At 39.7% G+C, this 26,678-nt stretch carries 22 protein-coding genes and 1 other RNA gene; 4 read left to right on the top strand and 19 right to left on the bottom strand.

Going from position 1 to position 26,678, the window contains the following annotated elements; translation table 11 throughout:
• Nucleotides 1–22: 22 nt before the first annotated feature.
• From glgA to QM424_RS01125, 10 genes are all read right to left on the bottom strand, one after another.
• On the bottom strand, nt 23–1,456 hold the full coding sequence (gene glgA, locus QM424_RS01170) for a glycogen synthase GlgA (protein WP_084890160.1): 1,434 nt from the start codon (nt 1,454–1,456) through the stop codon (nt 23–25).
• A complete protein-coding gene (gene glgD, locus QM424_RS01165; protein WP_084890162.1) occupies nt 1,453–2,592 on the bottom strand; it encodes a glucose-1-phosphate adenylyltransferase subunit GlgD in 1,140 nt (379 codons plus the stop codon). Before glgD ends, glgA begins: the two co-directional genes overlap by 4 nt.
• Complete coding sequence (locus tag QM424_RS01160) at nt 2,582–3,724, bottom strand: glucose-1-phosphate adenylyltransferase (protein WP_414392681.1); 1,143 nt, start codon at nt 3,722–3,724, stop codon at nt 2,582–2,584. The genes glgD and QM424_RS01160 overlap by 11 nt, the downstream gene beginning before the upstream one ends.
• Nucleotides 3,714–5,642, bottom strand: coding sequence for a 1,4-alpha-glucan branching protein GlgB (gene glgB, locus QM424_RS01155; RefSeq protein WP_261044770.1), 1,929 nt, complete (start codon nt 5,640–5,642; stop codon nt 3,714–3,716). Before glgB ends, QM424_RS01160 begins: the two co-directional genes overlap by 11 nt.
• Before the next feature lie 275 nt (nt 5,643–5,917).
• Nucleotides 5,918–7,342, bottom strand: a complete 1,425-nt coding sequence (locus QM424_RS01150; protein WP_414392680.1) for an NADP-dependent glyceraldehyde-3-phosphate dehydrogenase — start codon at nt 7,340–7,342, stop codon at nt 5,918–5,920.
• A gap of 265 nt (nt 7,343–7,607) precedes the next feature.
• Nucleotides 7,608–9,887, bottom strand: coding sequence for a type I pullulanase (pulA, locus tag QM424_RS01145; RefSeq protein WP_414392679.1), 2,280 nt, complete (start codon nt 9,885–9,887; stop codon nt 7,608–7,610).
• A gap of 110 nt (nt 9,888–9,997) precedes the next feature.
• Nucleotides 9,998–11,956, bottom strand: a complete 1,959-nt coding sequence (gene ligA / locus QM424_RS01140) for an NAD-dependent DNA ligase LigA (RefSeq protein ID WP_414392678.1) — start codon at nt 11,954–11,956, stop codon at nt 9,998–10,000.
• Between the two features lie 92 nt (nt 11,957–12,048).
• Nucleotides 12,049–13,227: an MFS transporter gene (locus tag QM424_RS01135; protein ID WP_414392677.1), complete on the bottom strand. Its 1,179-nt coding sequence runs from the start codon at nt 13,225–13,227 to the stop codon at nt 12,049–12,051.
• Nucleotides 13,228–13,306: 79 nt separating this feature from the next.
• Nucleotides 13,307–14,170 carry an Rgg family transcriptional regulator gene (locus QM424_RS01130; protein ID WP_414392676.1) on the bottom strand — a complete coding sequence of 288 codons (864 nt, stop codon included), beginning with the start codon at nt 14,168–14,170 and terminating at the stop codon, nt 13,307–13,309.
• Nucleotides 14,171–14,172: 2 nt separating this feature from the next.
• On the bottom strand, nt 14,173–16,074 hold the full coding sequence (locus tag QM424_RS01125) for an ABC-F family ATP-binding cassette domain-containing protein (protein ID WP_414392675.1): 1,902 nt from the start codon (nt 16,072–16,074) through the stop codon (nt 14,173–14,175).
• 153 nt (nt 16,075–16,227) lie between these two features.
• Between QM424_RS01125 and QM424_RS01120 the strand changes: the two genes are divergently transcribed.
• Both QM424_RS01120 and QM424_RS01115 read left to right on the top strand, forming a co-directional pair.
• A complete protein-coding gene (locus tag QM424_RS01120) occupies nt 16,228–17,946 on the top strand; it encodes a phospho-sugar mutase (protein WP_414392674.1) in 1,719 nt (572 codons plus the stop codon).
• A gap of 111 nt (nt 17,947–18,057) precedes the next feature.
• Nucleotides 18,058–18,405 (top strand): DUF6568 family protein, encoded by a 348-nt coding sequence (locus QM424_RS01115; RefSeq protein WP_414392673.1) that lies wholly within the window; start codon nt 18,058–18,060, stop codon nt 18,403–18,405.
• A gap of 256 nt (nt 18,406–18,661) precedes the next feature.
• Here the strand turns inward: QM424_RS01115 and ssrA are convergent.
• From ssrA to QM424_RS01095, 4 genes are all read right to left on the bottom strand, one after another.
• Nucleotides 18,662–19,009: a transfer-messenger RNA gene (gene ssrA, locus QM424_RS01110) on the bottom strand.
• A 61-nt stretch (nt 19,010–19,070) separates the two neighbouring features.
• Entirely contained in the window at nt 19,071–19,706 is a 636-nt protein-coding gene (locus QM424_RS01105) for an SGNH/GDSL hydrolase family protein (RefSeq protein ID WP_414392672.1), read from the bottom strand.
• Nucleotide 19,707: 1 nt separating this feature from the next.
• On the bottom strand, nt 19,708–20,535 hold the full coding sequence (locus tag QM424_RS01100; protein WP_414392671.1) for an HAD family hydrolase: 828 nt from the start codon (nt 20,533–20,535) through the stop codon (nt 19,708–19,710).
• Between the two features lie 21 nt (nt 20,536–20,556).
• On the bottom strand, nt 20,557–21,876 hold the full coding sequence (locus tag QM424_RS01095) for a CapA family protein (RefSeq protein ID WP_414392670.1): 1,320 nt from the start codon (nt 21,874–21,876) through the stop codon (nt 20,557–20,559).
• Between the two features lie 174 nt (nt 21,877–22,050).
• Here QM424_RS01095 and def point away from each other — a divergent pair, with 174 nt between their 5' ends.
• A complete protein-coding gene (def, locus tag QM424_RS01090; protein WP_101781892.1) occupies nt 22,051–22,662 on the top strand; it encodes a peptide deformylase in 612 nt (203 codons plus the stop codon).
• A gap of 189 nt (nt 22,663–22,851) precedes the next feature.
• Nucleotides 22,852–23,142: a DUF6900 domain-containing protein gene (locus tag QM424_RS01085; protein WP_414392669.1), complete on the top strand. Its 291-nt coding sequence runs from the start codon at nt 22,852–22,854 to the stop codon at nt 23,140–23,142.
• Nucleotides 23,143–23,706: 564 nt separating this feature from the next.
• On the opposite strand, the gene QM424_RS01080 is transcribed toward QM424_RS01085, so the two are convergent.
• The 5 genes from QM424_RS01080 to QM424_RS01060 all read right to left on the bottom strand — a co-directional run bounded on the left by QM424_RS01080 (nt 23,707) and on the right by QM424_RS01060 (nt 26,664).
• Entirely contained in the window at nt 23,707–24,030 is a 324-nt protein-coding gene (locus tag QM424_RS01080) for a hypothetical protein (protein WP_414392668.1), read from the bottom strand.
• Nucleotides 24,031–24,216: 186 nt separating this feature from the next.
• On the bottom strand, nt 24,217–24,594 hold the full coding sequence (locus QM424_RS01075; protein ID WP_102211297.1) for a hypothetical protein: 378 nt from the start codon (nt 24,592–24,594) through the stop codon (nt 24,217–24,219).
• A gap of 372 nt (nt 24,595–24,966) precedes the next feature.
• Entirely contained in the window at nt 24,967–26,151 is a 1,185-nt protein-coding gene (locus tag QM424_RS01070) for a hypothetical protein (protein ID WP_102211298.1), read from the bottom strand.
• Entirely contained in the window at nt 26,148–26,330 is a 183-nt protein-coding gene (locus QM424_RS01065; RefSeq protein ID WP_414392667.1) for a hypothetical protein, read from the bottom strand. The genes QM424_RS01070 and QM424_RS01065 overlap by 4 nt, the downstream gene beginning before the upstream one ends.
• A gap of 1 nt (nt 26,331) precedes the next feature.
• Nucleotides 26,332–26,664: a hypothetical protein gene (locus tag QM424_RS01060; protein ID WP_102211300.1), complete on the bottom strand. Its 333-nt coding sequence runs from the start codon at nt 26,662–26,664 to the stop codon at nt 26,332–26,334.
• Between the last annotated feature and the right edge of the window lie 14 nt (nt 26,665–26,678).

The raw sequence follows: 26,678 nt of genomic DNA, 5'->3' as shown, positions 1-26,678 counted from the left end.
AGTCATCATACGATTTTATCTATTAATTAACTAAACTATGGTACAAATCAAGGTATGACCTGCAGGCTGTATCCCATGAGAAATCACACTCCATAGCTTGTTTTTGTAGATTTCTCCAAACATCAGGATGGTTTCTATACAAGTTCAAAGCTGTTTGGAAAGTCCAATTTAACCAGTAAGGAGATAAATTGTCAAAGCTAAAGCCAGTACCGCTTCCTTCGATTGGATTAAAGGCTTTAACGGTATCTCGTAAGCCACCAACTTCATGGACTAATGGCAAGGTTCCGTAACGCATAGCCATCATCTGAGACAAGCCACACGGTTCAAAACGACTCGGCATGAGGAAGAGGTCACAAGCAGCGTAGATTTCTTGAGCTAGTTTGACATCAAAAGTGATATTTGCTGATAGCTTGTCTGGATAGATTTGAGCAAACCATGAGAAAGCACCCTCAAAAGCTGGGTCTCCAGTTCCCAAAAGAACAATCTGAACATCTTCTTGCAAGATATGGTGCAGACTTTCCACCACCACATCAAAACCTTTTTGACGTGTCAAACGAGAAACAATTCCCACCAGTGGAACATCAGCCCTAACGGGTAAGCCAACTCTTTCTTGCAATTTTGCCTTATTCTGGGCTTTACCAGACAAATCTTCCTGACTAAAATGATAATCTAAAAGAGCATCCGTCTGAGGATTATACAGGTCAGCATCAATCCCATTCACGATACCAGATACCTTACCTGACTCCATTCGGAGAATCTGATCCAAGTTACATCCGAACTGACTGGTCATAATTTCATGAGCATAACTAGGTGAAACGGTTGAAACACGGTCTGCATAGAGAATACCTGCCTTCATCCAGTTCAGACAGTTGTTCCAGCGAAGGGTGCCATCAGCGTAACGTTCAAAGCCGACTCCAAACAAATCCCATAACATTCCTTCTGAGAATTGTCCTTGGAATTCCAAATTATGAATGGTTAAAACTGTTTTAATGCCCTCATAGGCTTGAATCCAACGGTATTTTTCCTTCAACAAGAAAGGAATCATAGCTGTATGGTAGTCATGAACATGGAGAAGATCAGGAATAAAGTCAATCCTTTCCATAGCCTCAATGGCAGCTAGTTGGAAAAAGGCAAAGCGTTCTCCGTCATCAAAATCACCGTAAACATGACCACGGAAGAAATAATATTGATTGTCAATAAAGTAGAAGGTTACACCATTTAAAACTGTTTTCTTAATTCCACAATACTGTCTGCGCCAACCAACACTTACCTCAAAATGAAGAACATCTTCAATCTGATTTCCAAATTTATCCTCTACCATATCATAGTAGGGGAGAATTACTGCAACTTCATGTCCCGCTTTTACTAGTGATTTAGGAAGAGCGCCAATGACGTCTCCCAAACCACCTGTTTTTGAAAAGGGTGCACCCTCAGCTGCTACAAATAAAATTTTCATGAATGAATATCCTCTGTTACTTTAGCACCTTTCTTAACGACGACTGGATGTTCTGCAGTTCCTCGAATCACAACACCAGGCTCAACTTCAACACCCTTGTCCAAGATAGCATATTCTACCTGAGCTCCTTCTCCAATAACAACACGAGGGAAGAGCAGGCTATCTTTAACTAGGCTATCCTTATGGACATGAATATTACGTGATAGAACAGAATTAGCCACTTGACCTTCAATAATACTACCAGACGCAAACTGAGAAGTGCTTACTTTAGATGTATTAGCATAATAAGTTGGCTCTTCGTTTTTGACCTTTGTATAAATTTTTTGATTTGGTGAGAAGAGAGAGTAGAATTTTTGTGATTCAAGCATATCTTTGTTAGCTTGGTAATAAGACTCTACAGAATGAATATTTGCTAAATAACCTGTGTACTCGTAGGCAAAAGCCCCTTCTTTTGCAGCCAAATCCCGTAAAACATAGCGTAACTTCTCTGGATGTTCTTTCTTAGCTTCTTCTTCCAAGCGTTCAATCAACCAAGGTGTATCAACGACAAAGATATCTGTAGACATGTTATAGATTTGATCTGGTAACTTGCTATCAAAGAGTTTATGAGAACGAACATGGTCTGTTTCATCCACTTCTAAGATTGCGTTTACTTCTGAAATGTCTTTCTTAGCTAGTTTTTTATAAACTACAGTGATAGGCCTTTTTGTTGTACTATGTAGATGGAAAACTTGGTTCAAATCAATGTTAATCAGAACATCACAGTTGAGGGAAACTGTTTGGTTTGAGCCAGAACGTTTCAAATAAGTGAGAAGCTGTTGGTAGTATTCTTTTCCAACTGTACTACTTTCCACACGGGTATTGTAAATTCCTAGATAATAGTGACTAAGAAGAGTGGACAAGCCCCACTCACGCCCTGAACGGATATGGTCAAAAACAGAACTAATATTATCCTGCTGAAAAATACCAAAAACACTGCGAACACCAGCATTGGCAAGACTTGAGAGCGGGAAGTCAATCAAACGATATTTACCGCCAAATGGCAAACTAGCTACTGGACGGTGGTCTGTCAATGTTGACATATCATGAAAACCAACTGTGTTTCCTAAAATGGCAGAATATTTATCAATCTTCATCTGTTGCTACCCCCACTACTTCATTATATCCTACAACTTGTACTTCTTCTGTTCCATCAATTTCGACACCATCAGAAATAACTGCACCTTCACCAATAATGGCACGTTTGATTTTAGCTCCGTGTCCAATAATGGCTCCACTCATGATAACTGAATCTACTACTTCTGCCCCTTCGCGAACTTGCGCACCTGTTGAAAGGATAGAATGTTTAACAGTTCCATCTACAAAACAGCCATCGACAACCAAGGAATCTTCCACATGAGCATTTGCCCCAAGGAAGTTTGGTGGTGAAATTAAGTTTCTTGAGTAAATCTTCCATTGACGGTTACGGCTGTCCAAGGCATTCTCTGGAGAAATGTACTCCATGTTCGCTTCCCAAAGCGACTCAATCGTACCAACATCTTTCCAGTAACCTTTAAATTCATAGGCATAGACACTTTCACCTGACTCAAGGTAATTTGGAATGACATTTTTACCAAAGTCTGACATATCTACATTGCTCTTTTCAGCAGCAACAAGCATATTGCGGAGACGTTGCCAATCAAAGATGTAAATACCCATAGAAGCCTTTGTAGATTTAGGTTGAGCTGGTTTTTCTTCAAATTCAACGATACGATTGTTAGCATCTGTATTCATGATACCAAAACGACTAGCTTCTTTAAGAGGGACGTCTAAAACAGCTACTGTCAAACTGGCATTATTATCCTTGTGAGACTGGAGCATATCATCATAGTCCATTTTATAGATGTGGTCCCCAGAGAGAATTAAGACATACTCAGGGTTGACACTGTCGATATAATCAATATTTTGGTAAATAGCGTGGCTAGTCCCTTCGAACCAACGATTTCCTTCACTTGCAGAATAAGGTTGAAGAATAGAGACACCAGAATTAATACCGTCTAACCCCCAGCTTGAACCGTTTCCAATATGATTGTTAAGAGCAAGTGGTTGATACTGTGTAATGACTCCAACATTGTTAATCCCTGAGTTGGCACAGTTTGAAAGAGCGAAGTCAATGATACGGTAGCGTCCGCCAAATTGTACAGCTGGTTTCGCAAGGTTTTGAGTGAGTTTTCCGAGACGAGTTCCTTGCCCACCGGCAAGAATCAAAGCTAACATTTCATTCTTCATTTTCTACTCCTTTTTGGTTTTTATTTGTGACGGTTTTAGTAGATTTCAAGCGACGTTTGATTTTCCAAACACTTGCTCCCATAGCCGGTAGGGTAAAGGTCAAGGTCTGCTCATAATCTTTCCATAGTCCTTCTTGCGTTTGAACAGTTTGATTATGTTCTTTCCAAACGCCTCCCCACTCTTCTAACTCAGTATTCCATACTTCTTCGTAAATTCCTGCAACGGGTAGACCAATGGTAAAATCTTTTCGTTCAACAGGTGCCATGTTAAAGATACAGACTAGCATGTCGCCTTTTTTACCCTTACGAATAAATGAAAGAACACTCTGGTCTCGATTATCCGCATCAATGATTTCAATACCATCATAGCTGGTATCGATTTCCCACAGACAGCGATGATCTTTGTAAAACTGGTTTAGCTGAGAAGTGAAATACTTCATCTTAGCATTCATTGGATCTTCTAGATTAGACCATTCCAACTGCTCTTCAGATTTCCATTCTAGGAATTGGCCGTATTCGCTACCCATGAAGAGCAATTTCTTACCAGGGTGACAAATTTGGTAAGTGTAGATATTGCGTAAGCCTGCGAATTGATTATAGCGATCTCCCCACATCTTGTGCATCATACTCTTCTTACCGTGAACCACTTCATCGTGCGAGAATGGTAGGAGATAGTTTTCATTGAAAACATACATAAAGCTGAAAGTCACCAGGTTAAAGTCATATTTACGATAAATCGGATCTTCTTCATAGAATCGGAGGATATCATTCATCCAGCCCATATTCCACTTGTAGTCAAATCCTAGACCACCAAGCTCTTTCATTCCCGTAATCTTGGTTGCTGACGAACTTTCTTCTGCGATCATCATCACATCTGGATGTGCTAGTTTAATGACATCATTCAAGCGTTGAAGGAAATAATATCCTTCATAGTTGAGATTGCCACCATCTTTATTAGGTGTCCATGGAGCATCATCGTAGTCAAGATAGAGCATATTGCTAACGGCATCCACGCGAATACCATCTAAATGGTAAAAGTCAATCCAAAACTTAATGCTAGAAATCAAGAAGGACTGGACTTCATTTTTTCCAAGGTCAAAATTGAGTGCACCCCAACCGTAATTATGAGCCTTATTATGGTCTTGGTACTCAAAAGTCGGTGTCCCATCATAATAAGCTAAGGCATCATCATTAATGGTGAAATGACCAGGTACCCAGTCTACAATAACCCCAATATTGTTTAAGTGACATTCCTCAACAAAATCTTGAAACTCTTCAGGGCGACCATAGGCATGCTCTAAAGCGAAGTAACCCATAAGCTGGTAACCCCAACTCAAACCGAGAGGGTGAGACATCAAGGGCATAAACTCAATGTGAGTATAGTTCATCTCAACTAGGTAAGGAATGAGTTCATCTTTCAATTGTGCAAAACTATAAGGACTTCCATCTGGATTTCTCTTCCACGATCCAGCATGAACTTCGTAGATATTGACAGGACGTTCAAAGAAAGTCCAACGTTTTCTGCGAGCTAACCAAAGCCCATCCTTCCATTTCTTTTCTGGAATCTCTGTTAAAATAGCTCCAGTACTCGGACGTGCCTCATACCGTACAGCCAAAGGATCAATCTTCATCAACTGATGACCATTTGCGCGTGTGATATGATACTTATAAATTTGGCCTTCTTGAGCAAGAGTAGTGAAGACTTCCCAGACTCCAAATTCATTTCGTTCCATCGGAATTTGATTTTCTACCCAATTCGTGAAATCTCCCACCAAGTGGACAGTCTGAGCATTGGGAGCCCACACACGAAATGTATAACCGTATTCTCCATTTAGTTCTTCCCTATGTGCTCCTAGATAATGCTGAAGGTGAAAATTTTCTCCTGTCATAAAGGTGCGCAAAGCTTCTCTTTTATCCATAATATCCCCTCTTTTCTGTAAGCGTTTTCCATAGATTTATTATACTACCTTTTTATGTAAGATTCAAGTAAATTACCATATTTGGTAAAAATTCTTTTGAAAATCTTCAAAAAATGAACTTATCCATTCACTTATAAATCAAGGAATGATAGATAGTTTGTGAAAACGTCCTCTTTTTGATTACTATCATATCACAAAGTTCGTATTTTATTCAAATATAGCATTGTTTTTATGTAAAAAACAAAACCAGGAAAACAATTTCCTGATTTTACATTTTATTTCACATCAAAAACAATGGATTTGACATTTGTCATCGCTTCAATGCTATATTTAATTCCTTGCACTCCAGCTCCAGAACCTTTGACACCAAGGAATGGGAAATTATCTGGACCACGTTGGGTTTTATTATTAATATGAACTGTACCCACTTCAAGTTTTTCAGCAATTTCAAAGGCCTTTTTGAAATCATTTGTAAAGACTGAGGATTGAAGACCGAATTCAGATTCGTTGGCAAAGGCAATTGCTTCTTCTACATTAGCCACACGAATAATTGGTAAAACAGGGCCAAATGGCTCTTCCCATGCTACTTTCATATCTTTTGTAACTTGGTCAAAAAGCACTGGCCAGAGAAGATTGCCCTCACGTTTGATTGGTGTAAGAGCCTGAGCCCCTTTTTCTTGTGCATCCTCAATCAAGCCCCAAATAAAGTCGGCTGAAGCATTGTCAATAACAGGTGTAATATCAGCATTGTCAAATGGGTCACCAACTGTTAATTTAGCAATCTCTGCTTGAAGCAAAGTAACTAATGTATCTGCAACACTTTCGAGAACAATAACACGTTTAATGGCCGTGCAACGTTGCCCTGAGTAGCTAAAGGCACCTGCAACAATTTGCTTGGCAGCATGTTCCAAATCTGCATCTTCTAGTACAAGAGCTGCATCTTTCCCACCAAGCTCCAGCATGATAGGACGCATACCAGCTAAACGACCAATACGTTCTCCGATAGGGGTTGATCCTGTAAAGTTGATGAAGTTGACTTCTTTGTGCTCAATGATATAATCCCCAATTTCTGAACCACGCCCCGTAATGGTATTGAAAACACCTGCTGGAATCCCTGCTTCTTCAAAGGCTTTAGCCAACAAGAGACCAGAAATAGAACCTTGTGTTGGTGGCTTAAACATAACCACATTCCCTGCAATCAAAGCCGGAGCAATCTTAGATCCAGAAAGGTTGACTGGATAGTTAAAGGGAGCAATAGCTAGCACGACTCCAACCGGCTCACGACGGACAACAGCCAGTTTGTTTTTACTTGCTGCCTCAAAACCGCCACCTTCCATTGCTTGTCCAGTGATACGGAGACCTTCCTCAGCAGCATAGCGGATCAAGTCTGCGGTACGCACTACTTCTCCAATTGCTGCTTTAATTCCTTTAGCAACCTCTTTGGCAAGAATTGTACCAATTTTTTCTTTATCACGTTCCAAAATAGCTGCTGTCTTATGCAAATAGGCTGCACGCTCAACTGGAGCTAAAGCCCGCCATGCAGGGAGAGCTGCACGCGCAGCTTGCATAGCCTCGTCTACTTCCGCTTGGCTCATAGCTGGTACTGTCCCTAATTCTTCTTGATTGATTGGTGAATAAATCGTAATTTCTTTTTCAGATGATTTCCATTCTCCATTTACTAAATTCTTATATCTTGTCAAATTCTCGTCCTCCTGAAAATGATTAGATATATTTTACCAAATTTTCAGAAAATTACAACCCTTTTTACAATATTTTTGAGATTATTTTCACAAGCTTGACTTTTCAAACTATTTGAACTCTTTTGTTAAGCAGTCAGTACAAGAAAAAAAGGCTTAGATGAACTAAACCTTTTTCATGCTATGTTATTCTTCATTGAGTTTTATAATTTTTAGCAAGAAGATATCCTAGAAATTATACGACACAATTGAAAACTTTTGATTTTTTCTACAAGACTTTAAAGACGCTGGCGCTAACGCCACCAACCATGTCTTTATCACTTAAATGGCTATTGGTCACTAATAGTTCTAGATTTCCAGCATTTTCAAACTGGAAGTCTTGCCCTTTAGCATTAAATACAACCAGTAAATGTTCTTCCCCTTGAATCTCATAGACAATCAAACCACTATGTTCATTTGCTGAATGAATAAAAACATGATGGTAAATTTCATCATAAGTAGGGTAAGAAAAGGCACCGGTTCCTGTCTTCAATCGAATCATCTGACGGATAAACTCAATACTATCTTGACGCTCATTAATCAAGTTCCAGTTCACTTGGTTCACACTGTCTGGAGCATTATAGCTATTCATAGCACGCTCTCTATCATCATGAGTCAACTCACCATTCTCACCTGTCGCAACCAGTTTGGTACGACCAAATTCTTGACCGATTTCCATAAAGGACATCCCTTGCATGAGTAGGTTCATAGCTGTGGCTGTCTCAACCTTGCGCATGATTTGTTCTGAACTTTGGTCTGGATGAAGAGTTGCCAATAAATCGTGGAGATTGTAATTGTCATGGGCTTCCACATAGTTAAGTACTTGATTTGGATGTGTATAGGTTCCTAATTCACGACTGCCTAGGATTGCTTTGGCAAGAATTGGCTCTGTCGCAGCACCGCTGACAAAACCTGACTTGATAGCACCATAAACTTCTCCACCTTTGACAGCATCACGCTGATTGTCATTAAAGAAACCAATATTTGGCATTTCGTAGGCGTTGTCTTTCTTAGCCTTATCATAAGGGGCAAGACCTGTTCCCATGTCCCAACCTTCTCCATAAAGGATAATGTTAGGGTCAATTTCATCCAAACTCTGACGAATCATCTGCATGGTCTTGACATCATGAATCCCCATCAAGTCAAAACGGAAACCGTCAATGTTGTATTCCTGCACCCAGTATAGAAGAGAATCAATCATATACTTGCGGAACATTTCGTGTTCACTGGCTGTTTCATTTCCAACACCCGTTCCATTCTGGAAGGTACCGTCTGGATTCATACGATAATAGTAATCAGGGACAGTTGTTTGGAAAGGTGCATCAACAACTGAGAAGGTATGGTTATAGACCACATCCATAATAACACCAATACCTGCATCGTGATAAGCTTGAACCATGGTCTTCAAATCACGAATAACCTGAGCTGGATCATCTGGATTAGTTGAAAGGCTCGTTTCTGGTGCGTTATAGTTTTGTGGGTCATAACCCCAGTTGTAGGTTACATTCCCATCTTCATCATATTCTTTATGACGGTCTGCAATTGGTTGCAACTGAACATAATTGTAGCCCAACTTCTTGATGTGATCAAAAGCAGTTGACTGACCGTACTGGTTAACTGTTCCAGTTTGTGCAGCACCTAAGAAAGTTCCTCGAAGATGTTCACCCACACCTGAGGTCGGTGATTTGGTCAAATCACGAATGTGCATTTCACAAATAACTGCCTTACATGGATTTGCCAAGCGCCAAGTAGCCTCAGCACCGTGCTTGACCTCGAAGTTTGCAACTTGCTTTTCTTCATGGCTCAGGATAGCTGAACGTTTGCCATCAGGACTGGTCGCGATGGTATAGGGATCGCGTGTCACTGTTTGGTGGTGAGGGAATTGGACTTGATACTGATAAGCCTTACCAGTCAAATCTTCCTCAACATCCAAACTCCAGACACCGATTGTATTGTCCTTGTGATTATAGGAGTAGCTATTGCCTCTCTCCATCTCAAAGGTCTTCCAAACAGGAGCATCATTAGCAGCTGATTCATAAACGACAACCTGCACTTCTGTCGCTGTTGGAGCCCAGAGAGCAAAACGAGCCTGATTGTCCTCTACACGGCAACCCAATTTCCCTTGGTAGCCCCAGTGGTGGTCGAAACTAGCACTATTGATAGCCTTGTCAAAGGCAAAAGGATTTTGATTTTTATAGAAAGGACTGGCAATAGCAGGATTTTCAGAATAATAAATTCTATCATCGCCTTCCAAAATCCAGACCTCTGTTAAGAGGGGATAGTGATTAAAACGGATAGCATATTCTTTACTAGTTTGGCCTGTATGAACCACAAAATTCAAGCTTTCTAAGGGATGAACACTTGGGTGTTCAAAGCTAAATAAGGCTCCAAAATAATCTTCTTGGTAAGTTAGTAAATCAATTCGTTGATCCTTACTCTTTACAAAAGAGCAAGTGTCATATTCACCATTCTTGCGATGATAATGAATGCGCATAGGGTAGGTATACATTTTTATTTTTCCTTTTTATTTTATTTCTGTTTCACTAATAAATTCTTGACCAATCTCGTCTCAATTAACAGACATAGTCAAATGATCTAAACTCTGTTTTTAAAAGATCATTACAAACTTTCTAGCCAAGCTTCATCTCGAACCTCAATACCAAGTTCTTGTGCTTTTTGAAGTTTACTTCCAGCATCTGCTCCTGCAACAACAAGGTCTGTCTTTTTAGAAACACTGCCTGTTACCTTAGCACCTAGACTTTCGAGTTTACTTTTAGCTTCTGAGCGCTTGAGCCGTTCCAATTTTCCTGTCAATACCACGGTCAAACCTGACAAGGCTGCATCTGCTACTACCGTCTGTCCTTTATAGTCCAGATTGACCCCAGTTTCTTTCAATTCTCTGAGGAGAATTTCAGAGCCTTCTGTCGCAAAATATGTCTGAAGACTCTTGGCAATCACACCACCCAGACTTTCAATACTCGCCACTTCCTCTGGATCTGCCTGAGCCAGATTTTCGATTGAATGAAAATGTTGAAGTAACAACTGACTGGCCTTGCTTCCGACATGGCGAATACCTAGTCCAAACAAGAGTTTTTCAGCAGAGTTTTCCTTAGATGCTTGGATGGCCTGATACAGTTTAGAAGCAGACTTTTCCTTAACCCCCTCTAAAAGAAGAAAATCTTCCTCTTTCAAACGATAAATATCTGCCACGTCCTTAACCAGATTAGCAGCAAAGAGTTTCTCAACAATAGATGGACCAAGGCCTGTAATATTCATAGCATCACGAGAAGTGAAGTGAATCAAGCCTTCCATGATTTGAGCAGGGCAACGCGGATTGATACAACGCAGGGCCACTTCATCTTCAAAGTGCAGCAAGTCAGAGTTACAACTTGGGCAGTTTGTAGGGATATCTAGTTGTTCTTCAGAAACCCGTTTGGACTCTACCACTCGTAAAACAGCAGGGATAATATCTCCAGCCTTATAAACGATAACTGTGTCGTTTTTACGGATATCTTTTTCAGCAATATAATCCACATTGTGCAGAGTTGCACGGCTAACAGTTGTACCAGCTAGTTGTACTGGTGTTAGATTTGCAGTTGGGGTTACAACACCCGTACGGCCAACTGTCCAATCAACTGATAAGAGTTGAGCTTCTTTTTCTTCAGCTGGGAACTTGTAGGCAACTGCCCACTTTGGAGCCTTAACAGTAAAGCCGAGTGCTTCTTGGCTTGCTAAGTCATTGACCTTGATCACCACCCCATCAATATCATAAGGCAGATTCTCCCGTTCCTCTCCTACTTCTTGGATAAAATTCCAGATTTCATCCATGCTTTCAGCCAAGATTCGCTTAGGATTGACCACAAAACCTAGTTGTTCTAGGTGCTTCAAAACCTTTTCTTGACTATCACGAGTTGACGGGCTGGCTTCTTGATAGAGGAACGTTGCAAGATTACGCTTGGCAACTACTGCTGTATCCAACTGACGCAAGGTTCCTGCCGCCGCATTACGAGGATTGGCAAATTCAGACTCTCCATTTTCTTGTCGAGCTTGGTTAACCTGGTCAAAAGAAGCGCGTGGCATATAACATTCCCCACGAACTGTGATATCTAATTCTTCTGGCAAAGTCAAAGGAATATCCTTAACACGCTTGAGGTTTTCCGTGATATTCTCTCCAACAGAACCGTCTCCACGTGTTGCCCCAGCAAACAAAATCCCCTTTTCATAAGTCAGTGAGATTGACAAACCATCGATTTTCAGCTCACAAATATAGGTTGGATGAGCCACTTCCTTACGAACACGCGCATCAAAAGCTTCAAGCTCCTCACGTGAAAAAGCATCCTGCAAACTATAAAGAGGATACTGATGACTGTATTTTTCAAAACCATCTAAGACTTTGCCACCAACACGATGGGTCGGACTGTCTGCTAACACTTGATCTGGATAGGCAGACTCCAACTCGACCAACTCACAGTAAAGGCGGTCATACTCACTGTCTGAAACCGAGGGATTGTCGCTGGTATAGTACTCAGTCGCATAGCGATTGAGCAAGGCGACTAACTCATTCATTCTTTTATTCATAAGACCATTTTACCATAAACTAAGCCCTCCTCACAAACGAGAAGGGCGGAAAAAACACTTAGATTGGAATTATTTTTGAAGTCCAAGCAAACTTATGTCTCTTTTTCAAAATGAGTTCGAACATAGCCTAGAGCTAAGAAGGATAAGGCGACAACTCCAAGTCCAATAATCAAGAAAGAATAAAGATGAACACTTGGAAGCCAGGTCATTAAACCTGTTGCAATAGGCATAAATAGTATAGCTAAGGTATAAATCGAACTAAGAACTCTTCCCAGATATTCACCTTCAACCTTGGTTTGTACCTGAGTAAAAAAGTGAATATTAAAAATCGTCATAAATAATTCACAAATGAAATTTCCTGAAAAAGCAAGATAGGAGGGGAGGGTAAATCCCATTATCATCACTCCAAGTCCAGTCAGTGCCAATAAAAATAAAAGCATTTCCATACTGGCTTTAATCTTACTAGCTAGCAGCGCCCCAACAATAGATCCAATAGCACCCATTGTTAAAATAGTAGCATAGGCACCTTGTGCTCCATAGAGCTGATTTGAAAAGGGAAGGAGGTAATTAAAAGCTGCAAAGAAAAAATTGACACTTGAAGCCATGACTAGTAAAAAGAAGATTTCCCTTTGCTTCACAATATAGTGAACTCCCTCCTTGATATCAGCACAAATAACTTTGAATGTAAGTTTCTTCTCCCCCAAAGTCTTCTCTTCTTTTTTGGGAAGCAGGGCTACCAAGCCAAAAGCGAGAAAAAAACTAAGGGCATCTAATACCAAGGTAATGCGAAGACTTGCAAATTGTAAAACCAGAAAAGAAAGTACAGGGGAACTCACACTGACAACCTGCAAGACCAACTCCAAACGAGAATTGTAGAGGACCAGTTCATCCTTCTCTACCAATTCTGTGATAATGGCCTTATTTGCTGGTCTAGAAAAGGCAAAGGCAATCGCCTGCACAATATTGGCAAAAATCAAAGCTCCAATCATCCAGCTGTCATTCCTTATGAAAGAAATAGCCAAACAAAGAATCCCACAAACAAGGTCTGTCGCCATTAAAATCCGACGACGAGAAAAACGGTCTGAAACGACTCCGCCAAAAGGATTTACGAGAATGGATGTGACGAGCTCAGAAATCTGATACATTCCTAAAACTGTCTGTCCGATAGTTCCCATGGACGCTAACCAGACACTATTTCCATAATCATAGAGCATATTCCCTATCTTGTTAACAGCTCCACGGCTAATCAACTGTACTGCATAGCGATTCATATAAAAACTCCTCTCAAATTTTGAAACTATTGTATCAAAACCGAAAGGAGCTTTTTATTTTTTCCCTTATTTGGGAAAATTAATCTTTGACAAATTTTTCGTAGTGTTCCTGATAGTAGGCTACTTGCTCTGGAAGACCTAGCACGTCAAAAATATGCATGGCTTCTTGCATTTGGCTACAACCTTCTTTACACTTTCCTTTTTGGTACAAGGCAAAACCTTTTAAGTAATGTAAAATATTTCGTTCATACAGACTAATGTTTTTACCAATAATCTTCTCTGTATAAGCCTCAAAATAGCTAGCATTATCAAAAGAAGCATGCTCTAAACAATGCTGGTAACAATTGAGGGCTAAAATCAACACTAATCTCTTATGGCGACCAATCTCTAGGTAAAACTCCTCCCTCTCCATAACTTCTCTACCAATCCGAGTGACATAGTCCACATCGTAGAAACTATAGAGGTTCCCGAAAAGAATCAATTCATACATGGTCCATTCTTCTGTTTTGAAAAGATAATCTGCTACCTTATCCAAATCATCCTGCTTCATATGATAACTCGAATCTCTTTGACAAATTAGACCTTGTAGCAAAATCCAGTTCAGCTCAAAATAGAGGGGAGTCGTCGAACTCTTAGCCTTTTCAAGTTGTTCTCTTTGAAGCTTTTTAAAACCTGCAATATCATTTGAGTAGTAAAGCGGGATAATCTGCGCCATCATAGACACATGTTCATGATTGTGAAAATTCCTAGCCTTATCCATGAAATTTTCGATTGTTACATGAATGTTATCCAAAATCTCAAAGAAACGCGAGATTGCTAGATCAGATTCCCCAAGCTCAAAGCGAGATAACTGAGAGGTAGAGCAGGACTCGCCTGCTGCTTCCTTTAAAGAATAATTTCCACTTGTTCGAAATTCACGAAATACTTTTCCAAGATGTTCCATCTTTACACCTGCTCTGATAATTCTTCCCACTCAAGCATAGCTTCTTCCTGACGATGGCTGATTTTGTCCAGCTCAGCCTGTAATTCCATCAGTTCGACGGCATCGTTTGTTTCCAACATTTGTTCAGAAATCGCTTGACTTTGACTTTCTAATTCTTCTATTTCAGCTTCTAGATTTTCAATTTGTCGCATGAGTTTGCGAACCTCTTTTTGACTTTCTTTCTGGGCCTGATAGTCATTGACTGGGCTCGGTTCTTTTGCTTGATTGCTAGTTGAAACTTCCTGAGTCTGGCTCATTTCTACTGCTGCTTTCTTCTCAACGTAATAGTCGTAATCTCCAAGATAGAGAGTTGAGCCCTTCTCAGACAATTCCAGTACATGAGTTGCCACACGATTGATAAAGTAACGGTCGTGGCTGACGAATAGCAGAGTTCCATCAAAGTCAATCAAGGCATTTTCTAGCACTTCCTTGCTATCAATATCCAAGTGGTTGGTTGGCTCATCAAGGATCAGGAAGTTGTTGTTTTCCATAGACAATTTAGCAAGAAGTAAACGCGCTTTCTCACCACCTGACAGCATGCCGACTGATTTTTTAACATCATCTCCTGAGAAAAGGAAAGCACCTAGGCGGTTACGGATTTCAACTTCTGGTGTCAGTTTAAAATCATTCCAGAGTTCATCCAGTACAGTATTGCTTGGTGTCAGCTTGCTTTGGGTTTGGTCATAGTAACCAACCTCAACATTGGCACCAAAGCGCTTTTCACCCTTGATAAAAGGAATCTGGTCCACAATAGACTTGATAAAGGTTGACTTTCCAATGCCGTTTGGTCCAACGATGGCAACAGCATTCATCTTACGAAGGTCTAGGTTAATCGGTTGTGACAAGACTTCCCCATCATAGCCAACAGCCGCATTTTCAACAGTCAAAACAACATTGCCCGACATTTTCTCAGACTGGAAGGTCATGTTGGCTGTTTTCTTACCAGCTTCAGGCTTGTCCAAACGTTCCATTTTTTCCAGTTGTTTACGACGAGATTGGGCACGTTTGGTCGTTGAAGCTCGGACTAGATTGCGATTGACAAAGTCTTCCAGAGCTGCAATTTCCTTCTGTTGCTTTTCATAGTTTTTTGCCTCAGTAGCTAGTTTTTGCTCCTTCAACTCGACAAAGCGAGAATAATTGCCCACATAGCGGTCCAAGGAATGCTTGGTCAAATCCAGCGTAATCGTTGCAACCTTGTCCAAGAAATAACGGTCATGGCTAACAATAATGAGGGCACCGCTATAGTTTACCAAGTAATTCTCTAGCCAGGCAATGGTTTCAATATCCAAGTGGTTGGTTGGCTCGTCCAAGACCAAGAGATTGGGCTTTTCAAGTAGCATTTTGGCTAGAGCCAAGCGAGTATTTTGACCACCTGAAAGCTCGGCAATTTTCATCTGCCACATAGATTCGTCAAACTTGAAACCATTCAAGATAGCACGGATATCAGTTTCATAGGTAAAGCCACCTGCTTGGCGAAAATTCTCAGATAAGCGGTCGTAATCTGACATCAGTTTATCCAAATCCTCACCAGACTTTTCACCCATCTCCAACTCCATCTGACGCAGTTGTTTCTCAGTCCGACGCAAATCATCAAAGACATGAAGCATTTCATCGTAGATAGTGTTTTCAGATTCAAAACGGCTATCTTGGGCTAGGTAAGATAGAGAAATATCTTTTTTCTTATTGATTTCTCCACTAGTTGGTTCCTCTTCTCCAACCAAAATCTTCAAAAGAGTAGACTTACCTGCACCATTTTTCCCAACAAGGGCAATCCGATCTCGTTCATCAACCTGCAGGTTGATATTATCAAAAAGAACTTCTCCTGCAAAAGAACGTTCAATTTTATTAGCTTGTAAAATAATCATACAAGTAGTATAGCATGTTTCCCTAAGGCATTCAAGACTTGATAAACAGGCATATGTCACTACTTTTCTGAAAATTATGCTACCGTTTTACTAAAATGCTAAAAAGTGCTATAATGTGAACGGTTAAAACAATTTACAAAAAGGAGAATTTTAATGTCTTACCAAGAAAATTACCAGAAATGGGTTGATTTTGCGGAGCTTCCTGACTACCTTCGTCAAGATTTGGAAAATATGGATGAAAAAACGAAGGAAGATGCCTTCTATACAAATCTTGAATTTGGTACTGCAGGTATGCGTGGCTTGATTGGTGCTGGTACAAACCGCATCAACATCTACGTTGTTCGCCAAGCTACTGAAGGCTTGGCTCGTTTGATTGAGTCAAAAGGTGGAAATGAAAAAGAACGTGGTGTCGCAATCGCCTACGATAGCCGTCACTTCTCACCTGAGTTTGCCTTTGAATCTGCGGCAGTTCTTGCTAAACATGGTATCAAATCTTATGTATTTGAAAGCCTTCGTCCAACTCCAGAACTATCATTTGCAGTTCGTCACCTCAACTGTTTCGCAGGTATCATGGTCACAGCCAGCCACAACCCTGCACCATTTAACGGATACAAGGTTTACGGCGAAGACGGTGGACAAATGCCTCCACACGACGCAGACGCTTTGACTACATATATCCGTGCAATCGAAAATCCATTTGCAGTTGAAGTTGCTGATGTGGAAGTTGAAAAAGCTTCTGGCTTGATTGAAGTTATCGGCGAAGCTGTCGATGTAGAATACCTCAAAGAAGTTAAAGATGTCAACATCAACCCAGCTTTGATTGAAGAATTCGGTAAAGACATGAAGATTGTCTACACACCACTTCATGGTACTGGTGAAATGTTGGCTCGTCGTGCTCTTGCCCAAGCAGGATTTGACTCAGTTCAAGTCGTTGAAGCGCAAGCAACTGCTGACCCAGACTTCTCAACTGTAAAATCTCCAAACCCAGAAAACCAAGCAGCCTTTGCCCTTGCTGAAGAACTTGGTCGACAAGTAGGTGCTGATGTTCTTGTTGCAACTGACCCAGATGCGGACCGTGTCGGTGTTGAAGTACTTCAAAAAGATGGTAGCTACCTCAACCTTTCAGGTAACCAAATCGGTGCCATCATGGCTAAATACATCTTGGAAGCCCACAAAAATGCTGGAACTCTTCCTGAAAATGCAGCCCTATGTAAATCTATCGTATCAACTGACTTGGTAACGAAGATTGCTGAAAGCTACGGCGCAACTATGTTCAACGTCTTGACTGGTTTCAAATTCATCGCTGAAAAAATCCAAGAATTCGAAGAAAAACACAATCACACTTATATGATGGGATTTGAAGAAAGCTTCGGTTACTTGATTAAACCATTCGTACGTGATAAAGACGCTATACAAGCTGTTCTAGTCGTTGCTGAACTTGCTGCCTACTACCGTTCACGTGGTTTGACCCTTGCTGACGGTATCGAAGAAATCTACAAAGAGTACGGTTACTACGCAGAAAAAACTATCTCTGTTACCCTTTCAGGTGTCGATGGTGCTGAACAAATCAAAGCGATTATGGCTAAATTCCGTAACAATGCTCCAAAAGAATGGAACACAACAGCTATCACTGTCGTAGAAGACTTCAAGGCTCAAACTGCTACTGCTGCTGACGGAACTGTTACAAACTTGACAACACCTCCAAGTGATGTGTTGAAATACACACTTGCTGACGGTTCATGGATTGCCGTTCGCCCTTCAGGGACAGAACCAAAAATCAAGTTCTACATTGCAGTTGTAGGGGAAACAAACGAAGAATCACAAGCTAAAATTGCGAACATCGAAGCAGAAATCAATGCTTTTGTAAAATAAAATCCTATAAAAGATGAGACAAACCAATCTCATCTTTTTTTCGTATCAAATCTAAGCAATTTTAGAAACTTTATGGCATACTAGACTTATCAATGAAAGCGAGGTAATCTCATGGAACAATTTTTAGATAATATCAAAGACCTTGAAGTCACTACAGTTGCGCGTGCGCAAGAAGCTCTTGATAAAAAAGAAACTGCAACCTTCTTTATTGGTCGCAAAACTTGCCCTTACTGCCGTAAATTTGCTGGTACCTTGGCAGGTGTCGTAGCTGAAACCAAAGCTCACATCTACTTCATCAATAGTGAAGAAGCAAGCCAACTCAATGAGTTGCAAGAATTCCGCTCACGCTATGGAATTCCAACTGTACCAGGCTTCGTTCACATTGTAGATGGACAAATCAATGTCCGTTGCGACTCTTCAATGTCAGCACAAGAAATCAAAGATTTCGCTGGATTGTAAAAAATCAGCTAACAAGTTTTAAAATCACAAAAACGCATAATGGAGTCAAAGAACGCTTTGTGAAGTACATAGATTTTTAGGATACGACAAAAATGTTGTATCCTTTTGTGTATCCCTTTTTTAAAAACAGGGTCTGCTTTAGGGTCTGTTTGTGACTCCCTTTTTTACAAAAGAATACCAAGGAATACTAAAGATAAAAATAAAAAACGTTGATTTAACAACGTTTTACCAAGGAATGCAAAAGAATGCAAAGGAATAATGGAGCCGGTGGGAGTCGAACCCACGTCCAAACACCTGCCAACATATTTGTCTACAACCATAGGTTATGTATTAGTTTAACAGTCCCTCGACACATAACTCAAGCCTAGAAACTGCGAGTCTATCAATCTCTTATCAAGCCACTAGACAAGACTTGATCGTATCTCGCTAATAATAAGACCTGTCATTGAACACGAGCAATCCAAATCGGGTCACGCCTGCTGGTTTTTAGGCAGCTAGAGCGTAAGAAGTGTTATTTTTTGCAGTTATATTTAACTGAGCGTTTACGTCGCCACACGAGTCGCAAAATATGCCTCATAATGCCTGTCGAATCCGTAACGACCCCAAAAGACAGTAAAACCATTATACCTTATCTAACACGAAAATGCAAAAGGGAAATCAACTAACTACAAAAGATAGTCTTTCAAAGCTTTGGTCAAAACCTGATAACCAGTAACACTAAGGTGCAACCCATCAGTTGTATAATCTTTTTTGAGTTGGCCTGCCCGGTCTGTCAAACTATCAAAAACTGGCACAAATTCCACCTGCATATAGGCAGAAGCAAGCTCTTGATAGGCTTGATTCCATTTCTGAATTTTTTCATTTGTGCGGATATAGACTGTCTGCTTGTACTCCTCTCCCTCATTGACTGGCAAAATAGAAAGCAATTTAATCTCAGTCAATGGATAATCGCGAGTAATGGATTGTATGATAGCTTCGAGATTATTGAGAGTCTCATTCACAGGCACATCTTTTCCGATATCATTTGTCCCAATTAAAAGGACAATTTTATCTACTGCTCCACCGTAAAGATGCGCATCTAGATTCTCTAGTAACAACCCTGTCTGATAACCTCGAATGCCTCGATTGACAATCGTCTTCGAAGTCCCAAATAGTTCCTGCAGAGGAAAATATTCGACAATGGAATCCCCAATAAAAAGAATGTCTGGTTCTACAACAGAAACGTTATTTAAGTGACGATACTTGGTTTGGATTTTGCCTTGTTCCTTTAGTAACCAATTTTCTAATAACTGTACTGCCACTTCATTCTCCTTTTTCTAACCAGTTTTCCAATACTTGATAAACTCCTCCTTGGCTATTGGCTGGCGCAAGAGCAGTCGCCACAGCTTTGGCTTTCTCATCAGCATTTTCCATCGCATAGGCAATCCCAGCCATTTCAAGCATTTCAACATCATTTTCACTATCGCCAAAAGCCATGATTTGTTGGGGGTTCAAGTCCCAGCGCTTGAGTAATTCTTCCAAGCCCCATGCTTTATGAATCCCAGCTTGAAGGATATCAATGCAACCATAGCCACTTGATACAGCTCGAACACGGCCATCAAAGAGGTCATTGATTTCTTCCAAGACCGAACTCAAACGTTCCTCACCAACAACCATACTCATCTTGAGCACACCACCAAAGAGGTCAGATGTTAATTCGTCCACAAATTGCATCCGTTGGTAGAATTTTTCAATCATTTCTGGAGTCATAAAACTTTCAAGGTCTGTAAAAATCGTACCTTCCTTAACGAAACCACCCTTCATAGCCGTTACAACAAACTGGTCCTGACACTCTCGACCCTTGAAATGAACCAAAGCCTTATCAACAATAGCATCATCCCAAGTCTGAGCCTGAATCAGTTCATTGTTTTCAAAAATACGAGCACCGTTAGCAACCACCAGAACCACTCGATCCACCAAGTGCCCCAGCAGTTGCCTCATGCGGTGAATTTCATTGCCCGTCGCGATGACAAAACGAAGCCCCCTTTGATCCAACTGATCTAAAATCTTTTCCAATCGTGGGAGATCAAGCCGGCCTCTAGCATCCAGCAAGGTTCCATCCATATCTGTCGCAATTACCTTAATAGTCATTTCATTTCCTCTGGATTCAAACTAATCCCACTTCAAACCCACATGTTCGTTCATTTCTTTATAGGCTGTATCAATTCGTTCCTTAGTCGCTTCATCTAATTGATCACGATGACTGCCACCCTCTATGAAATCTTCCAAGATATAGGTTTGATAATGATATAAAGGATAGCCTTCTGGTGAAAAGGTTCCCTTTGGTGTTCGATTGACCCAAGTAGGATGAGCTTTAGCTGTTCCGATAGTTGTTTTTCCATCCTTCTTCTTAATGGTCACGTCCATGAGAACGCCACGTTCAGTCCACTTAGCATTTTCTACCCCTTGCATGGTCTCAATTCGTTGATTGGAAATGAAGTTCCCCATTGAATAGATAATGAGTTTCTTTTCTCCATCTTTTTCAACCGTTTCAGATGGTTCAACAACATGAGGATGCCCTCCAAAGATAATATCTGCTCCCCAATCAATCATCTTGTGATAAAGAGCCTTTTGCTCTTCAGTCGGTTCTATGCGATACTCAACACCCATTTGTGGCATGATAATGGTGATATCTGCTTCCTTTTCCGCCCGTTCAATTTCAGACTTCATTTTATTCTCATCTAAATCCGAAAGATAGTGATTATAATCCTCTTGAGAAATATTTTGCTCAATTCCATTAAATCCATAAGAATAAGCCAAAAGTGCAACCTTGATACCATTCACTTCCTTAATGACAAGCGGAGCCTGATCACGTGGCTCGTGCGTATAAACTCCGATTGGAGTGATTCCAGCTTTCTCAATAATATCGGCCGTTGAAATAACTCCCTCAATTTGCGAATCCAAAATGTGATTATGAGCCAAATCTAGAACATGATAACCTGCATCCTTAATGGCATCCATAACTTCAGCAGGAGCATTAAAGAGAGGATAACCCGCTAAATAATGATCCTTATTAATGGTTCCTTCAAAGTCACCAATAGCTAAGTCTGCTTGCTTAAGCCAAGGAGTAACATACTCAAAATTCTCATGAAAATCATACGTTCCATCATCCTTTTTTGCTGAAAAGTAAAGAATATCATGATAAAGCAAATCACCATGAGCCATAATTCTAGCAGTTTTTTCCTCTTCCTGCTCCTGAGACTTTTTCTTAGTTCCTTCTTGAGAAATAGTATCTCGTTTTTGACTGGTCATAGGCATGCCTTGGAAGCTTTCAAACAACAAAACCAAGCCCATTGATAAAGCAACTGCTAGCAAGAGTACCGCCACAAATCCCTTGTTACTCCACTTACGATAACGTCTAAAAAAGTTGACCAAACCTTTCACAAAGCGAAAAACTGGTCCACGTTTATGTCTATCTTGTCTTCTTTGCATCTTCATTCTCCCTACTTTCTTATGCAAGCCTTTTCTTTTTATTATAACACAGATAAGTATTTCTTTCACAATTGAATTGAACTTCCTATCTATTTTCTATAAATCCTAAAGACTGTAATACTTTCAATCCTTGTCATTTTGTGATATCATGTAGAGGTAATGAAAGGAGAGAAAATGTCTGCTATAGAACGTATTACAAAAGCTGCTCACTTAATTGATATGAACGATATTATCCGCGAGGGGAATCCGACTCTTCGCGCAGTTGCTGAGGAAGTTACTTTCCCCTTGTCTGACCAGGAAATCATCCTTGGCGAAAAGATGATGCAATTCCTCAAACATTCCCAAGATCCGGTCATGGCTGAAAAGATGGGACTCCGTGGTGGGGTTGGACTTGCTGCTCCTCAATTGGATATCTCAAAACGCGTTATCGCTGTTTTAGTACCAAATATTGTTGAAGAAGGCGAAACTCCAGAGGAAGCCTACGACTTACAAGCTATTATGTACAATCCAAAAATCGTCTCTCACTCTGTTCAAGATGCTGCTCTTGGCGAAGGAGAAGGTTGCCTGTCTGTTGACCGCAACGTGCCTGGCTATGTAGTCCGCCATGCTCGCGTCACTGTTGACTACTTTGATAAAGATGGAGAAAAACACCGTATCAAACTCAAAGGCTACAACTCCATCGTTGTTCAGCATGAAATTGACCACATCAACGGTATCATGTTTTACGACCGTATCAATGAAAAAGACCCATTTGCAGTTAAAGATGGTTTACTGATTCTAGAATAAAGAAAATCCCGTTGCAAGACGGGGTTTTGTGTTATAATGTCCACACCTCACCCAGCAGTCCAACAACTAACCGACACTAGCCCCTTAACCCCAGCGATTTCAAGTCGTTGGGGTTTTCGTGAAAAAGTGCTTGACTCTTTACTTACGGAGAGTTATGATGGACACACCAACAAAGCAAAGGAGATTTCTATGGAAAAATTCACTAACAGAAGTATTCAAAATAATGAACTTGAACAAGAGCAATTCTCGCTTCAAGACCGCATTCAAAATATCCACAATTTTGAAAACGAAGACACCACCCGAGACCAAGAAATTACTATAGTAGCCAGCATGATTGGCAGAATCCCTACGCTGGAGCGCCAAAACTTAGATAGCCAAGATTTTCACGATATTTCGGTCTGGACGCTTCAAGAAATGCTTCGGGTGAGTTACGAATTGGGCAAACTGTCGCAAGAAGCTCCAGTACCCACCGAGCTTTAAATTGGCAACAAAGCAAAACTAAAAGCCTTCGAAAATTTTGACTACTACTGGAGTGGTATGATTCAACCAAATTTTGAAGTTTTCTATCGCCTGAACTCCCCTAAATTAAAACAGTTCACCTTACACTTTTTAAGAATTGCACGATTATATGGTGGGTGATGTGTTTTTAAGCCTCGTTTTCAAAGTGCAACCCCCCATCACGGACGAATATTCTTGGTTTTATACTTGCCGTTTTCTTAATCCTGAGTGTGTCGAAAAATATTATACTGCTTGTTGCAGAATGGAAGATTTGGACGAATTTGCCGTTTAGGATTACAAATTGCAGCTAAGTTTAATTTTAGTTATTTTAACGATTTTTCAACAAAACTGTTGACACAATTACTTAAAGTCTGTATAATAGATTAAGTTATCTCAAGTAGCTATAAAATATATGCTTTTGAGATAAAGAAAATCCCAACGATATTCGTACTACCGTTGGGGAGAAGATTTCTTATTTTTAGTTATCAGCCTTATAGTTAACCAACAAGAGAACGATAAGACTGATTTGCATTAGCTTCACCACTATTAGTGGTGATTTTTTCTTTTATTTGGTGAAGCTTTATTCCTAGGTTTAGTATAGTTATTACCCTTTCTAAGCCAAGTGGCCATCAGCTCTTTTGAATTTCTGGTTCTTCTGTTAGAATTGATAACCAAGAATGCAAAGCAACAAATAATTAGTGAAATAACGACTATCGCTACACTTACCACAGTAAGATTTTCGAACGGTATTTTTAATATATGAACAGAAACTACGCTACCAATACCACCAGTACCTGCTGCAGTCAACATTGATTTTATATTTTTTTCTGTTCCATCCTCACTTTCATTAAAAATGTGTTGGTTAGACAAAACAAGAAATCTTCGGTGTTACTAATATAACGATATCCTTACACTTTGTCAATAGCAGTGTATTATTTATAACTGTTTTTAATTTTTCTGACATTTTTACACTGTATTAAAAAATTTTCTTTATATTTTCAATTCGAAACAAACACCCCAGTCGCAAAACTGGGGCAATTTTGTTATAAATTTCAGCTAACAAACCGTCTCATCGATATAGGTCACTGGTGTTGCCAAAATGTATAGCAAGGTTTCGCACATCTCACCTCTACTTTGGCAAGTGAGCAACTTTTTGATTTTCGCAATAAACTTTTCTTTGCTTTCGTTAATGGCAAAAACTGTTATTTTGCGTTTAAAAACATTAGTTTCAACATAATCGAAGGCAAAACCTTTTTCGAACACTCGTAGTTTCGTTAAAAATGTGGGCAAAGATATCGGGTCGTTAAGATAAAATCCTAATTGGTCTGGTTGCCATTCAATTGGCATTTCTGGCACAACACCCCAATATGTTTGCTGGCGTATTTTGCTTTCTAATTTTTGTAGATACATTTCAGTTTCTAAATCGATATACATATCACTCCTATCTGTTAAATTTCTTTTACATGTCCATCATAACTCTCTGTAGCAATGAAGTCCAGCCTATTTTTGAGTTTAATTTACATCGGTTTAAAGGTATGAAAAGCAGATTTTTTGCTGGTGTTTTTGTGGGGATGTGAAGTTGTGAAAAGCTCAACTACTGGAGATTTTCGAAAGGTAATCCATAGCAACAGGAGCAAAAAAAGGAAATAGAAAGCTTAGAATATTTTCTTGAAGATTCCTCCGCCCTCCTCTACACAGACTAATATTGTGTAAAAATACAATAAGTCGTGTGCCAAAATTGGGCAGAAACGGCGGTATTACCGCAAAACTATCCAACCCGAACCGAAAGGCGAAGCGAATATAAAACTATTCAATCCAATCCAGAAATACGGAGTCACTCCATTTTAAATCAGAGTTTAAAGGTGGTAGAGGTTTGAATTTTTGAACAACCACCTCGGGCTCTCCACCTTTTCTAGAAACTTTATATAGAGTTGGTTCTTCCTGGCTAGAAGCTCTTGACTTAGATAAAAAGAAAATCTCACCCTTATCTGGCGATAATATCGGACTATAATTCTGTCTATCTTCATTTTGCGGAACAAGATTTTTTACGAAATTTGCATTACGATAGCTATTAGGATCATCTGTAGCAGGCTCCTTAAAAGCACTCCATATAGAAAAACCTGATGCTAAATATTCTCCATCACCAAGATATAAAGTAACATCATATTCATGATGCTGATAAGTGAATGTTTCGTCTAATCTGTTTGTATGAATACCATTATTGCCAATATTTCCATCATCTTCAGTAACAAAGAAATATTTATTATTTTCATCTAAATAAATTTTACGATACCTTGTATCCCCAAGACGGTTTTTTCGAGGGTTGAATTCTTCAACTGCACTTCGCGAGAGATTATTCAGTGGTATTCTGTAGAATTTTGCATTAGAGTCTGTCAAATCTGTTGAAACATAGCAAAAATAATCATTTTCAATATAGGGACGCTTATGATAAAATTTTTTCGAAGAAAAACTGTTTTCATCACCTTCAACAATAGCAGAAATATCCGTCAATTCCCCATTTTCATTAAGAATACCTACCCTTTCAGAATCTGAGTTTTTTAGCTTAAAAGTCACAACTATATTTTTTAGGTCTTTATCAAACCCTTTTTTAGCATAAAATGGACGAGTAAAAAAACCGGTTGGTTCGCTACGAGAATCTATTACTATTTTTGCTACTTCTAGAGAAACGATTGGTTTCCCTTCAGATGTTTGCTCGGGAAACTCAAACGACCTATAGGGTTTAATACTGCCATCCGTAGGCGATACTAAAGAAAGGTCAACTCTTTTAATATCGTTGTAGGTGTGAGCACCATAATGTATTGCCGCCATAACAATACCTTTTAATTTTGCTTCCTTGTCTGTTGAGCTAGTAGCTAGCGAAGTAGTACTAGATGTAGAATTATTGATTGAAGTATTAGAAGTCCTAGAGCTACAGGCTACAAGAATTAATCCAATCCAAATCCCAAATATGGTAAAAATTATCTTTTTCATTTATCTTCCTTTATTTCTCTTTTACGTTTTTCTTCATGCTTATCCAGACTTTTCGAAAAGAATTGCTCGGTTAAATCTGTTAGCCAATCTGCAAAACGTTCGCCTGCGAATTGAATAGCAATAAGAATTCCAGTTACTACAATAAAAACCAAAATCAAGTAATTATCCAAATTGGCCATTTTAATTATTTTCTCCTCGTTTTCTTGCTTCTACTAAAATATCTTTAAAATCGTCATCTTGCCAAAGTGTGAAAAAAGTAATTCCACCAACTATAACAGAGACCATCACACCTGTAAGGCTACTTCCACGCTTTTTCGAAACTAGTTTGTTTATCTCTTTACCTGCGGATTTAAATATCCCAGCTGAGAGATAAGAATCAGGTTTAAATACAGAACCTGCTGTATAGCTTTGCCCGTAATAAAGTACCGAACCATTATCTCTAAATCCATAAAATAGAAACCCAATAATGGCTATTGTTATAATTGCTAATCGAATTTTAATGCTATTTTTCATATTACTTTACCTTT

It is taken from the genome of Streptococcus mitis, from assembly GCF_047464945.1.
Taxonomy (GTDB): domain Bacteria; phylum Bacillota; class Bacilli; order Lactobacillales; family Streptococcaceae; genus Streptococcus; species Streptococcus mitis_EA.
The sequence above is the reverse complement of the archived record's forward strand: the minus strand, read 5'-3'. Positions and strand labels throughout refer to the sequence as shown.